This is a genomic window from Agathobaculum hominis, assembly GCF_014288055.1.
Classification (GTDB): domain Bacteria; phylum Bacillota; class Clostridia; order Oscillospirales; family Butyricicoccaceae; genus Agathobaculum; species Agathobaculum hominis.
Map to the genome: position 1 here is coordinate 149,085 of NZ_JACOPK010000007.1, position 13,377 is coordinate 162,461.

General features: G+C 45.6%; 13 protein-coding genes. 6 read left to right on the forward strand and 7 right to left on the reverse strand.

The features are described 5' to 3' along the window. Window position 1: 1 nt before the first annotated feature. From H8S02_RS09010 to H8S02_RS09035, 6 genes are all read right to left on the reverse strand, one after another. Window positions 2–436: a sigma-70 family RNA polymerase sigma factor gene (locus H8S02_RS09010; RefSeq protein ID WP_005541445.1), complete on the reverse strand. Its 435-nt coding sequence runs from the start codon at window positions 434–436 to the stop codon at window positions 2–4. A gap of 495 nt (window positions 437–931) precedes the next feature. Next, window positions 932–2,740, reverse strand: coding sequence for an ABC transporter permease (locus tag H8S02_RS09015; protein ID WP_186970239.1), 1,809 nt, complete (start codon window positions 2,738–2,740; stop codon window positions 932–934). After that, on the reverse strand, window positions 2,737–3,420 hold the full coding sequence (locus tag H8S02_RS09020; protein WP_008705963.1) for an ABC transporter ATP-binding protein: 684 nt from the start codon (window positions 3,418–3,420) through the stop codon (window positions 2,737–2,739). Before H8S02_RS09020 ends, H8S02_RS09015 begins: the two co-directional genes overlap by 4 nt. A gap of 112 nt (window positions 3,421–3,532) precedes the next feature. Next, on the reverse strand, window positions 3,533–4,570 hold the full coding sequence (locus tag H8S02_RS09025; protein WP_186970240.1) for a sensor histidine kinase: 1,038 nt from the start codon (window positions 4,568–4,570) through the stop codon (window positions 3,533–3,535). Window positions 4,571–4,578: 8 nt separating this feature from the next. Next, complete coding sequence (locus H8S02_RS09030) at window positions 4,579–5,265, reverse strand: response regulator transcription factor (RefSeq protein ID WP_008705965.1); 687 nt, start codon at window positions 5,263–5,265, stop codon at window positions 4,579–4,581. Further along, a complete protein-coding gene (locus tag H8S02_RS09035) occupies window positions 5,258–5,446 on the reverse strand; it encodes a helix-turn-helix domain-containing protein (protein ID WP_054705810.1) in 189 nt (62 codons plus the stop codon). The genes H8S02_RS09030 and H8S02_RS09035 overlap by 8 nt, the downstream gene beginning before the upstream one ends. Window positions 5,447–5,587: 141 nt before the next feature. On the opposite strand from H8S02_RS09035, the gene H8S02_RS09040 reads away from it, so the two are divergent. The 6 genes from H8S02_RS09040 (at window position 5,588) to H8S02_RS09065 (ending at window position 11,059) form a co-directional block, all read left to right on the forward strand. Next, complete coding sequence (locus H8S02_RS09040) at window positions 5,588–5,956, forward strand: helix-turn-helix transcriptional regulator (protein ID WP_021738115.1); 369 nt, start codon at window positions 5,588–5,590, stop codon at window positions 5,954–5,956. A 194-nt stretch (window positions 5,957–6,150) separates the two neighbouring features. Beyond that, entirely contained in the window at window positions 6,151–6,480 is a 330-nt protein-coding gene (locus H8S02_RS09045) for a MobC family plasmid mobilization relaxosome protein (RefSeq protein WP_016300376.1), read from the forward strand. Further along, window positions 6,441–7,784, forward strand: a complete 1,344-nt coding sequence (locus H8S02_RS09050) for a relaxase/mobilization nuclease domain-containing protein (RefSeq protein WP_186970241.1) — start codon at window positions 6,441–6,443, stop codon at window positions 7,782–7,784. Before H8S02_RS09045 ends, H8S02_RS09050 begins: the two co-directional genes overlap by 40 nt. Before the next feature lie 71 nt (window positions 7,785–7,855). Continuing rightward, window positions 7,856–8,194, forward strand: a complete 339-nt coding sequence (locus H8S02_RS09055) for a DUF6050 family protein (RefSeq protein WP_186970242.1) — start codon at window positions 7,856–7,858, stop codon at window positions 8,192–8,194. Window positions 8,195–8,315: 121 nt separating this feature from the next. Further along, window positions 8,316–9,383 (forward strand): dsDNA nuclease domain-containing protein, encoded by a 1,068-nt coding sequence (locus H8S02_RS09060; RefSeq protein ID WP_186879216.1) that lies wholly within the window; start codon window positions 8,316–8,318, stop codon window positions 9,381–9,383. After that, window positions 9,380–11,059 carry a hypothetical protein gene (locus H8S02_RS09065; protein ID WP_186970243.1) on the forward strand — a complete coding sequence of 560 codons (1,680 nt, stop codon included), beginning with the start codon at window positions 9,380–9,382 and terminating at the stop codon, window positions 11,057–11,059. Before H8S02_RS09060 ends, H8S02_RS09065 begins: the two co-directional genes overlap by 4 nt. 361 nt (window positions 11,060–11,420) lie before the next feature. Here the strand turns inward: H8S02_RS09065 and H8S02_RS09070 are convergent, their stop codons facing one another. Beyond that, the gene (locus H8S02_RS09070) at window positions 11,421–13,247 is read right to left on the reverse strand and encodes an antirestriction protein ArdA (RefSeq protein ID WP_186970244.1); all 1,827 of its coding nucleotides are present in this window, start codon (window positions 13,245–13,247) and stop codon (window positions 11,421–11,423) included. Between the last annotated feature and the right edge of the window lie 130 nt (window positions 13,248–13,377).

Here is a 13,377-nt window from a genome sequence, read left to right on the forward strand (position 1 = left end):
TTCAACCTCCCTTCGGCATGAGTGCGGCCAACTTGATCCGCAGCTCGGTCAATGATTTTGCCCTTCGCCGTTGAACGGCACTGCGAGACATTCCAACAAGGCGGCCAACCTCCTGATCCGGCAGGTCCAGAACAAAATGCAGGATCAAAATACTCTGCTCCTGAACAGACAAACCGGCGAAGGCATCAGCCACAAGCTCGTTTTCAATATGCAGGTCATACCCATGGGACGAGAATGTAAATCTGTCACTGGGGTAATGATCTACAACGCAGAGCTTGTCCATCTCCATCTGCGGAAGGTCGCTGAATGACAGTTCCCTGTCACGGCGCCTCTGCATTTCCCGAAGGTAGTCGATTGCCTCATGGTACAGTACCAGCTTGCAGTAAGCATCGAACTGGCACCGCTCGCCATAGTCATTGCGGGGGATCATATCCATCTTTTCACCCCCTTTCCTGGGGGAATGAGGTGGGTTTCTCCCTTTCCGCTAACAAGGCGAACGCAAAGCCGCTCGCTACCCGCTAAAAGCCTCCTTTTTGAAAATTTATCAAAAAATTTTTTCGAGGCGGGCTTGTCCTCGGAAAACAGCAAAAAGCGCCCAGCAAGTCGCAACGGACCTGCAGGGCGCGGAAATGTTTTATAAAGAAGATTGCTTACATGGTATAATTCATATCCAAAGCCGGACGACTCCGATGGAGGGGCTACGCTTTTTTTAACTGGTGCAGATCATGGATACTGCGAAAAAGAGAAAAGGACACGGCAAAATAACCTCCAATCGGCTACCGTGTCCCTGCAAGTCGTCATTGGTTTGTGTAGACGCAAAGAAACGGCGGCTCTGAAAATCAAAGCCGCCGTTTCATAGGCGCGTGAAAATGTGTCTGCTGTACGACGGCTTTTTTTCTTTTGCCGTCGTCCGGCAGATTAACATATGAAACTATAATTCATTTATGGTTGCAGTAATCGACATATTGCGAATTCGTTTTGCCGGAGCATATACAGCTGCGATTGCCGCAATCGAGACAAACAGAAGAATAACGCCCAAAGAGGTAATTGGGAACTGCCACACAGCAGATGGAAAATGCCCTGCAATAAGGAAATCATACAGCGATTTGCTAAGCGGCAAGCCAATAGCGCAACCAACAACGCACCCCAAAACAGCATAGGTGAATGCTTCACAAGCAATCATTTTCGTCATTTGCCGTTCATCCATTCCTACTGCCCGCATAGCTCCATATTGCTTCATTCTGGCAGACACACTCATGGAAATGCTATTGACAATGTTCATTACCGTTACCAGTGCAATAATTGCCAAAAACGCATAAACACAGAAAACAAAAGCCATATAAGTTCCCGTAGTGCGCTCGTCGCGTTTATCTCGAAAGCTATATGTTTGATCTACGGAATTCTGGATTGCCTGAACATTTTCGTCCGTAACATCTCCCGTTGTTTGTATCAGCACAAGAGAATAACCTTCCTCTCCTGTCAAACGGACAAATGTTTCATCAGAGGTAATCAATGTGAGCTTTCCATTTGTCAATCCATTCTCACTAAATGGGTCGTTTTTTAACAGTCCGGCTATGGTAAGGGTTTCATCCCCAATCTGAACAGTGTCACCGATTTTCCATGTGCTGTCCTGATCGGATGTTGCCAAAACAAAATTGCTGTCCCCAAAAACTTTGGACAGATCACTCCCCCTTTTCAAAGCACTGTCTTTTTTCAGACATTGTAAATCAAAATCGTCATAAGAAATCAAATCGACTGTGCCAGAAAAGTTGGTATCGTCGTTTAGTTTGGCAGAAACATCAAATACACTACGACGCCCGTAAACTTCCTTCACTCCATCCATTTCGCGGATGGTTGTAAGCAGTTCCCAAGGAATCGCATTACCGTCAGCACTTGCAATATCTATATCTGATGTGGCAGCCGACTGAGGAATCAGGTAATCCACAAAATCGACCATAATAGAAAAGCTCAAAAACAGGATGATGCTAAGTGCAAAAGAACCTGTCATCAGGAATAAATTTTTCTTCCCGGAGATTGCATGGCTGACACCAAGAAGGGATTCAATTTTTCCGAAGCCTACATACGGCGAATGGCGCATTGTTTTTTCGTGGCCTGCATTTCCAGACACCGCTGTGATAGGAGATACCTTTGCAGCATGTTTTGCCGGAGCATTTGCGGCAATCAGTACAGTAATCAGTCCCACAAAGATACCGCAAGCAATGCCAAAAATACTAATGCCAAAGAGAGGAATATCAGAAAATTCTTCTTTGACTACAAAACGCAGTACCGCGCAAAGTCCCCATGTAGTAACAACCCCTAAAACAAGACCGATAGGGATAGCTGTTTTGCACCAGTTCAATGCCTCTAAACGGACAAAGCGGATGGTCTGCTGCTTACTCATACCAATGCAGCGCATCATTCCGAAAAATTGGATTCTCTGTGCAACGCTGCTGTTCATGCTGCTGGAAATCATCAAAACGCCTGCAATCAAAATCAGCAGGAACAGAACAACCGCAACAGAAAGAAGGGTTTGCCCCATGGAACTGCCGAGCAAGTCTCCAATAGAGAAACTTCCATGCTTACCAACCAATCGGGCCTGTTCCATCCGAAAACCCATTTCTGTCATACTGAATACTGCTGTTACCATAAACACAGCAAATACAATGCAAAGCAGCGTCATACGATTTTGTCGGCGGTGAACTTTAGCGGAGATGGGAATAAGACTAAGATAGCTTTTCATTCACGGCACCTCCCAAAATCAGTCAAAGTACCATCCGATACCTGTAATACCCTGTCTGCCGTTTGCGCAATACTGCGGTTGTGGGTAATCATAATGATGGTCTGCTCGTATTTTTTTGATGTTTCTTTGAGCAATGCTATGACCTCACTGCTGTTTTGTGAGTCCAAATTTCCTGTTGGCTCGTCTGCCAGAATCAGAGAAGGACGGGTAATCAATGCGCGGCCAATCGCCACTCTCTGCTGTTGACCGCCGGAAAGCTGACTGGGTAAATGATTACGACGATCTTTCAAATTCAAAACCGTCAGCAGTTCCTCCAAATATCTCTTATCCGGCTTTTGATAATCCAACAACAGCGGAAAAATAATATTTTGTTCCACCGTCAACTCCGGGATAAGGTTAAACGCCTGAAAGATAAAGCCGATATTCCTCCGGCGGAAAACGGTCAGCTTTCGATCGTTCATGGCAAAAATGTCCTTGCCGTCAATAAGAACCTTGCCAGATGTTGGCGTGTCCAAAGCACCGATCATATTCAGCAGTGTACTTTTACCAGAACCGGATTCCCCGACGATTGCCACATACTCGCCCTTTGGAACAGAAAAGCTGACATCCTTTAATGCCTTGACAGCGGTTTCTCCGTTGCCATAGGTCTTACTGATATTTTTGACTTCTAATAAGTTCATAGTGTAAACACCTCTTTCTGAATGATTTTGCGATATAGGCAGGCTGTCTTTGTTTGTCCTGCCTATGTGTGAGAGAATAGCACCTGAATCTTACTGTAAGCCTACAGCCAGCCTACAATTTTGTAGGAATCAGAAAATTCATTGTGAAAGTTGTCCCGATACCTAATTCGCTGTCAACCTCAATGGTGCCGTTATGTGCTTCAATGATTGCCTTTGCCAAAGGTAATCCCAGTCCAATCCCTTGCTTGTCCTTAGAAAAACGACTGCGATAAAACCGCTTGAAGATGTGATGTATATCCTCTGGGTGGATGCCGCATCCATTATCCGTTATCACAATTTGGACACCAGACGGCAACTCCTTCCACGCAACACGAATTGTTGCACCACTTTCTGTATGGTCAAACGCATTTTTCACAATATTGTCGATTGCCTCATTCAACCAATCACGATCACAAAAAAGAGAAAGATGATCCGAGCCAGACAGAATGATTTCTTTCTTTTCCTGTCTGGCTCTATATGCAAAATGCAGTTCAATATCCCGCATCATATCTGCAACATTTTCTGCGTTCTTTTCCAAGACAATGGCTCCGGCATCCAATCTTGTAATCTTGAGCAGACTTTGCACCAGTGTTTCGATACGGTCAAGTTCCTGCTCAGACAAACCCGCAAATTCTTTCACGGAGGACACTTCTATATCCTCGTCTTGAAGGAGTCCGTTATAAATATTGAGTGCTGCCAGCGGTGTTTTCAGTTGGTGTGAAATGTCGGAGATTGTATTTTTCAAAAACTCTTTCTCTCGTAACTCGTTATCTGCATGGGCATTTAACACTGCCGCCAAAGAATTGATGGAATGAAACAGTCGGTACAATTCGCCCTCATTGTCACATTCAATACGGGCATTGCGATCACCATCAAGGTACGCATTGATTTGTAATATCGCCTGCTCCATGATCTGATTTTGCCGATTAAAATATACAAAGCAGACTGCCCATACAGCACCGCCAGCCAATAGAAAAAGGATTAGCAATAACAGAGAAAGCCGGCGATATGACAGCCATAGAAAAACCTCGGCTAAGAGAAATGTAACCCCCCAAACCAGTGAAAGTGAAAGAAATAGATTTTTGATTTCTTTATTTGCCAGTATCTTCATGCTGCACCTCACCCGATAATATTCCATTTATATCCCATACCTCGAACAGTCAGGAGCATTTGTGGTTCACTTGGATTATCCTCGATCTTCATACGAAGCCGACGCATATAGACCGTAAGGGTACTACTGTCGATATAATTCCCGTCGCAATCCCATAGCTTATCTAAAATTTGTCCCTTTGTCAGCACCATGCTTGGGTTTCTCATAAACAAGCACAGTAGCTTGTATTCCGCGGCAGTCAAATCCAACAGCTCCCCATTTTTGAAAACCTGTCCTTGCAGCAAAAGAACTTTGATGCCATTCGACTGCAATTCTGTGTCTGCTGCTTGAAAAGAATTTGCACGTCGAAGTAAGGCGTTAATCCTTGAAACGAGAACTCCCAGTTTGAACGGTTTTGTGATATAGTCATCACCTCCAATATCCAGCCCCATAATAATACTTGTTTCCTCATCCGAAGCCGTCAGAAAAATAATTGGCACCTTTGATGTAAGTCGAACTCTTTTGCAAAATTCAAAGCCAGACCCATCTGGCAGAGATACGTCCAACACCAACAAATCATATTTTCCGTCTGTCCACAATTCCTCCGCTTCTTTGAGCGTTCTGGCGATATTTAATTCAAATCCCTGCTTTTTGAAAGCAAAAGAAAGCCCGTTAATCAGGCTTAGATCATCTTCAAGAAGTAATATATTACTCATACTTTTCTGCCTTTCCTTGTTTTGTTCGACCATCAATCGGCTTTTCCGCCGCTTTAGGGATCAGCCAAACCCCAGCCATCTTCACAGCGCCGGGGATACGCCCTCCGGAACATAAATAATTTACCTGGCGAGGCGTAACATTCCACTTCTTGCTTGCCTCTTTTAATGTCATGTAGTCCATTTTGCACCTCCCCAAATATTATATTTCGTCTGCACGAAGAATACAAGGATGTAAATGTGAATTATAAAATGTAGATAGAACGGATATCACATCATTCCATGTACAAACTATGAAATATAGAATGTATATGGGTGATGTTGAATGGCAAAAGTGAAAGACTGCCCTGGCTTTGAAACCTTCGGTGCAGATGTAAAAGAAGCACGGAAGGCGAAGAACCTTGCACGAAAAGATTTAGCCGAAAAGGTGAATATTGATACCAGGTATCTTGCCAACATTGAAAACGAGGGCACGATCCCCAGCCTGCCGGTCATCATACAGCTTGTAAAAATCTGCGGCCTGCCGATGGAGAGATATTTCAATCCAGAGGTCATGCGAGAGGAAAGCGAGCTGCGCCAGCGGGTCGGACAGAAGTTAAAGCTCTGCCCGGAACAGTATTTGCCTATCGTGGAGGGTGCCATTGACGGGGCCTTAAAAATTGAAAAGCCGAATGAAGAAACGGAGGGTGTCTGAACATCCTCTGTTTTTCTTATTTTGCGGGCATTTTGAGGTTTCCGAAACGCTTTATAAGTAGGGATAAGATACGGTAGCAAGCACAGCAAGCGAGTACCCGCTTACGAATTTTGAGATTTTCAGGTCCCTTGCCCGAAAATCCAAAATTGCTTGTTGGGATAATCCCAAACCCTTATGAAGAACGGAGGCGGCGCATGGCAAACCGAAAGCGGAATATCCAAATGAAATTCTATGTCACGGAGGACGAAAAACGGCTCATAGATGAGAAAATGAGCCAGCTACCCACACGCAGATATGGCGCATACCTCCGAAAGATGGCGATTGACGGATATATCATCTATACGGACACCGCAGATATCAAGGCATTTACCAAAGAGCTTTCTGCCATCGGCCGGAACATCAACCAGATCGCCAAGCGGATCAACGCCGGAGGTCCTGCGTATCAGGCCGACATGGACGAGATACGGGAAAGGCTGGACGAGATATGGCAGTTACAAAGACACATCCTATCAAATCAACGCTGAAAGCAGCCATTGACTATATCTGCAACCCGGAAAAGACGGACGGAAAGCTGCTTGTTTCTTCCTATGGCTGTGCCGCCGAAACTGCGGATATCGAATTTTCCTGGACCCGCTGCCATGCCATCGACAAGGGCACGAACCTGGGCCGTCACCTGATCCAAGCCTTTCAGCCTGGAGAGGTCACGCCGGAACAGGCACATGAAATCGGCATGGAGCTTGCAAAAGAAATCCTGGGCGGCAAGTATGAGTTTGTACTTACCACTCATATAGACAAAGATCATGTTCATAATCACCTGATTTTCAATGCGGTCAGCTTTGCGGATCACAAGCACTATCATTCCAACAAGCGAAGCTATCACGATATCCGCCGTACCTCCGACCGGCTTTGCAAGGAACACGGTCTGTCTGTCATCATCCCAGGGCAAGACAAGGGCAAGAGCTATATTGAACATCAGGCCGCGCAGAACGGCACCAGCTATAAGGAAAAGTTGAAAGCTGCCATTGACCGACTCCTGCCAGCCTGTTCCAACCTGGAAGAACTGCTTCGTCGCCTGCAGAGAGAAGGCTATGAGATCAAGCGGGGCAAATATATCTCCGCCAGAGCGCCGGATCAGGAACGATTCACCCGTCTGAAAACCCTGGGTGTGGACTACACCGAAGAAGCCCTTGCCGCCCGGATTGCCGGACGTTCCAGACCTTCCCGCCAGCCGAAACCGCAGAACGGAAAGATCAGCCTGCTCATTGATATCCAGAATAACATCAAGGCACAGCAGAGCGCAGGCTTCACCCATTGGGCGAAGCTGAACAATCTGAAACAGGCCGCCAAGACCATGAATTTCCTGACGGAACACGGGATAAGCAGTTATGGAGAACTGGAAAGCAAATTGACCGCAGTATCCGCACGCAGGGATACCGCTCATGCAGAGATCAAGCGGATAGAAAGCAGAAGTGCCGAACTTGCCCTTGTGATGAAGCATGCCGGAACTTACCGTCAGCTAAAGCCGCTTTATGAAAGATACCGTAAATCGAATGATAAAGAAAAGTTTCTGCGGGGGCATGAGAGCGAGATCATCCTTTTTGAAGCGGCCGCCAGAGAATTGAAACGGCTGGGGGCTGTACCGCTGCCGACAACAGAAAGCATGAAAACGGAGCTTGCCAATCTCAGCGCAGAAAAGGAACGGCTCCTTGCTGAATACAAAGCCGCAAGAACCGAAGCCCAGGAATACGATACTGTTAAACAAAATGTAGATGCACTGCTGACCGTTCCAAAGGAACAGGAACAACAGCGGCGGCATGAACTTGAATAATTTTCTCTGAAAGACGCTGGGCACAGCTCCCGGCATCCTGTATAATGGAACTGCGGAAGGAGGTTTTACCGATGACAAGAAGCGAAGCAATCAAAGCATTTTTCTTCAAAAGTGTACTGCCCGTGACCGTGGCGCTGATTCTGTATTGTATCTTCAAATCCGCCTGCATGAAGAGCGGAGAGCTTGACTATGTATGGCTCTGGATACTCTGCGGGCTACCGTTTGGACTCCATCGGATGTGCCTCTGGATCGTGCCTGGCGGCGGCTCCCTGGGGGGAGGAATCGCCCTGTTTGCGTTGAACTTTATTATCGGCGGCGTGATCGGTGGTTTCATTCTGGCATGGCGGCTGATCGTGGCAGTGTGGTATGTGCCGCTGACGGTGTGGAGGTTGATAGGCAAGAGTAAATAACATATCTTCCGATTCAATTTGATTTGTATAAAACGGTGATTTTCCCTTGAGTAGTAGTTGTGCAAATGGTATAATTAACAAAAATACTCCTGCGAATCTATCTACGAGGGAAGGGTTGCATATGTCATTGGGTGATCTTATTTCTAGTTGCCACAAGGAAATTGCTGGATCACGCACAAAAAATCGCTTAACTATCCAAATAAGCTATGCAATCCAGTTAATCATGGATTTTTACTCCACAGATTTTCTTGTAATGATGGATTACATAGAGGATGTCTCTGTCATTAGTGACCCTGATAATCCTTCGGCCATTCATTTGTATCAGATTAAGACTAAATCTACGGACAGACAGTATCTTTTGTCTGCTGTAATTAAAGATGAATGGTTTCAAAAACTGTATCGCAATGCACTAAAGTATAGCGGCTATGTTGATAGCGCATCATTAGTGTGCAATACAGATATAGTCGTATCCGGCACCGAGGTATTCCCTAATGAAAGAACAGGATTAGACGATAAAGCGATTGAAGAAAACATCAAGAAAATTCGTAAAGCTATTGCTAAAGACCAGAATGTAAACGAAGCAGACATTGATTTGTCAAAGTTTTTCTTTGTTCGTTCTTTACTCTCAACGAAAAACCACAAAGCAGAAGTTGAACACGAATTTCAGGATTTCTTACTTGGGCAGGATGCTAATTTACAAGTTGCGACAGCAAAATCAATTTTTACAGTTTTATACGACGAACTCGATAAACGATTTAACGAGGAAATAAATGAGGATTGTACAGATGTACAAGAAATTATGAGCAAGAAAGGGCTTGACGGCAGAACTATTAAAGAAATCATATCCTGCGGATTGGCAATTCAAATTCCGGCCCCAGAGAAGCTATTCTCTGACTTCAATGTTGCATCCATATCAGCGCGTCGCCGATATAGCTCAAAGTATCAACAGATTAAGATGGATATGTATTCCAACATTTCCGCATTCGTGGCCCTTAAAAAAACATTGTTAGAATTTATAGAATCCGAAAATCAAAATGGTATAGATGATATGGTTGGATTATTTAATGCTGTCTATGCTAAAGCCAGTGATTGTGATTTTGTTCCAACCTGCTACCAAGATGAGTACTACCTAAAAACGCTCATAATGATCTTGATATATAAGTATTGCTATGGAGGTGTGGGTACATGAATTTGGTGGTATCTTCCATCACAATGGTTGACCTTACAAATAAGGAAGCTAAGCGAATTTCCTTTTCGCCTAAAAAGAACTTACTTACCAGTACACGCAACCACTTAGGCAAATCCGTAATAATGAAATCCATATATTATACACTCGGCGCAGAAGTGTATTATCCAAACCCAATTAAGAGGCTAAATTTACTTACCTATATTGATTTTTCACTTAATGCACATCTATATCGAGTTGCACGGCTCAAGAACACTTTTGTATTATACTGTGATGGAGTGTTTGACGGGTGCTACCAATCAGTCGGAGACTTTGAAGAAAGGCTTTGCGAGATATTTGACCTAGAGATAGATCTTGTATCTAAGGACCGTGATGGAACAATAATAAAGTGTCCTCCGGCATTTTATTATATGCCCTATTATGTGGATCAAGAGAATGGCTGGGCAGTGAACTCTTCTTCGTTTGACAAAATGGCTCAGTTTGATTTACCACAAAGAAAGAACAGCTATTTTTTCCACTTGGGTGTCCTTGATAATAGCTACGTTGAAATATCAAAGCGCTGCAAGGCGAACAAAAAACGGATTGATGAACTTGCAAAGGAAATCGATAAGTATCGAATGGTAATAGAAACACTGCAAGCTGGGCTCAATGCGATTCAAATGTCCTTTGATACAGCCTCCTTGGAGCGGGCCATATCTTCCAGGCAACAAGAGATAAAGAGAATACTTGAAGAGTTAACTCAAACTCGATCAGCCTTACTAAAGGCTGAAGATGACTTGATTCAGCTAACGCATGAAAAGGAGCTACTCTCCAAATATATTAAGAAAAAAGTCCCGAACGAGGATTTTGTAAGTGGAGAAACGATTGAATGCCCTCGCTGCGGCATGGTGTTTGAACAGGTTCTGACGCAAAGGCTTGAAAAAATTTATTTACGTGAATCGCTGCTGGAGGACTATACGGTAGCTGCCGAGGGGCAGAAACGCTTAGAAAAGCAGATTGTAAAATTAAAGAGAAAATTTGAGGCTAAACAGCAGGGACTAAAAGATTTTGAAAAAGAACTGACAGCCGATAGAGAAGCTTATAATACTTATGTTAAATCAAAGGCTACAAACCAGCTTCTAAAAGAATACGGGGATCAAATTAGTTACAATTCCTCGGAAATTGACCGACTACGTAAAGATAGTGCAGAAATCAATCAGCGACTATCAGTTTATACGCAGGAGAGAGAGCAAGTCAACACAGTATATCAAGGAAATCTAACGCGCCTTCTTGCTGGACTTGATATTCCTTCGGATCAAGTCGAGACAGAAAGTGAACCTGGTACACATCTTAGTGCAAGTGGAGCATATGGTCCTCGGTGCAAAATTGCACAAATGCTCGCATTTGTCGAAACACAACATTCGACAGCTCCTGATTTGATAACATTCCCGATGGTCATTGATTCCCCGAATGTTTTGGAGCAGGATGATGAGCATTTGGAATCTATTATCCGTACTTTGCTCACATGGGACAAAACCAGTAACCAGATTATAGTTGCGTCTATCCAGGGAAGAAATATGGCTTCGACTATTGATGATGTAAAAATTATTACATTAGATAACCCTCAAAATCATTTGTTTGATTCAGCTGAATATGCAGAGTATGAAGCAGAGATAGCCGAGATTTTTACGCAGTTCTAAGCAAAAAGAAAAGCGGGAGTACAGCCGATCGGACGAACCGAAAAGCTGTACTCCCGTTTTGCGTAACAGAAAGTGTTTGAAATCAAGCCTTTTTCTTCATGTGCCAGCAAGCAGCCCGACATATGAAAAATCATAAAGGCTCCCTTTGAAAATACGGGTACAGGGAATTATTCTGCGGTTTTTCCACCCTTATCTTCACAGATTTTAGACCGTTTGGAACTGTAATGCGGACAAGCGACCAGACACGCCCGGAAACTCTGCTTGCAGCCGTGAACACATTTTTTGCAGATATGGTTATACTGCCGCCTGCCGTTCTCGCCCAGGAAGAACGCCAATTCCAGCCGCCATTTCTTGCTTCGGCTCATAGGCAATCATGCTCCGGCACATCACGGCCGGGCTTCTTGCCCTCCGGGGGCTTGTGCTCGGCACACTCCCGTTTTGCGTCCTCCAACCGCTCACGGATGGAAGGCTTCTCCGTCGTTGTCCGTTCTGCGTACTCCTGGGCTTTTTCCAATTCCTCACCGCGTCTGCCGTTGTTGATAACGCCGTCGATCATGCCGTAGTCATCCTCCATCGTCATTTCAGCGGTGCGGAGAGGATTGTCCTTTTCCGGCTGCTCCGCTGCCACGGCAAAGGCCCGTGTGCCGTTTCCCATGATAAGATACTTTCCATCATCGGAAATATGGTGGACACCGTAACCGGCCGCCTCCATCTGTTCCCGGCTCATAGCCGTCACCTGAAAGCTGCCCCTGGGCGTCCGGATGCGCTCGCCGGTTTCAAAACGGTCTGGCAGATAAGCGAGGTCTTGTTTCTCTGCGGGAACAGGGAGAACAACGATATTGCCATTGATCTGCATAAATCGTTCCGGTGTTTTGAACTGTTCCGTGTATTTCTGGATCAGTTCCGGGGACAGGGACGCAAAATCTTCCTCACCAAGTCCAACCACCAGGAAAGTTCCTGCTACAATATCATAAATTTCTCCGTTTTCATCCCGCAGTCCACGATTCAGTTCAAGCCCTATGAGCTTTCCTTCATCATTGCAAACCAGCGCCACCGGGTCAGAATAGGGATAAGTTGCGCCAATGTCTCCGTCGACCTCCGCCTGCAGGGAATGAAGATCGGGGTCGATCTCCTTCACATAGGGTTCCTTCATAGGCTCCACTACAAGCACAGTCATCTTTTCCGAGGCAGCCCTCTCCGCAGCGGACAGCATTTCATCCGCATGGGACTTCTCCGGGTCCTCCAAAGCGGCCTTGACCTCCGCCGGATCAAAATCAAGAAATTCTTCATAGCCCGTGGCATCCTTGAACTTTTCAATCTCTGAAGGAAGATAGTCCTCCTGCGTCTGCCCCAGCGCCGCCAGCTTTTCATCCAGCGCAGAAATGCGTCCCGCCATCAGGTTTTCGTAAAGTTCTTCCTTTGCGGCGTGTGCCTCCGGGTGCTCCGCCGCATACTGCGGATCGTTCTGACGGAAAAACTCGTCCATGTCAAAGGCGATATCCATGGCCCACTCGGATTTTTCTTCTTCGGAAAGATCGTCCTGGAAGGTCATCACCCGGTATTCATCGGGGATGCTGCCGCGCTCGCCGTCGTAATACTCATGGAAACTGTCACCCGTATCACGCACATAGCCCTGATCGGTGAAAGTGCCGTTTTCCTCCAACGCCACATCCCGTCCATAGGCTTCATAGTCGATATAGTTCTGCAGGTGGGCGGGAACTTTTGAAACCTCCAGTTCTTCGAGATAATAACGCCCCAGATCGTCATAATCCTCGATATTGGGGTAAATCTCATAACAATCCAGATTCTCGGTGAGGTTGATGATCTCCTGCAGGCTGCTGGTATAGTCTCCGATCTCCATAGCGGCCTGGAACTTCGCATAGTCGCTCTGATCCATTTCATCCAGCTTCGACGCCAGATAATTCAGCTCGTCCAGATTCTCATATTCACCCAGCTTACTGTAAAGACCGTCCACATAGCAGTCATAGTCCGTGATGAACCATTCCTCATAGGGCTGGCCGAAGTCATCCTTCTGGCCGATCCCGATCCGCTTAAACACTTCCTTCAATTCCTCGGCGGTGGTGGGAAACTTCACCCACTCGCCCACAAGCTCGCCCTCATTGTACTTCCCAAGATTGGTGATAAAGACGGCAAAGGGATAATCCTTGTCGTGATCGTAATATGGCATATCAGCACCTCCTCGTATAATAAGTTAAAAGTAAATAGTTTCAGGTATCAGCAGGCTTTGAGGTGCCCGTGATACAATAGCTGTAGGACAGCAGGGTCAAGTTCTTGGACCTCCAGTTGAGCCGCAAGGC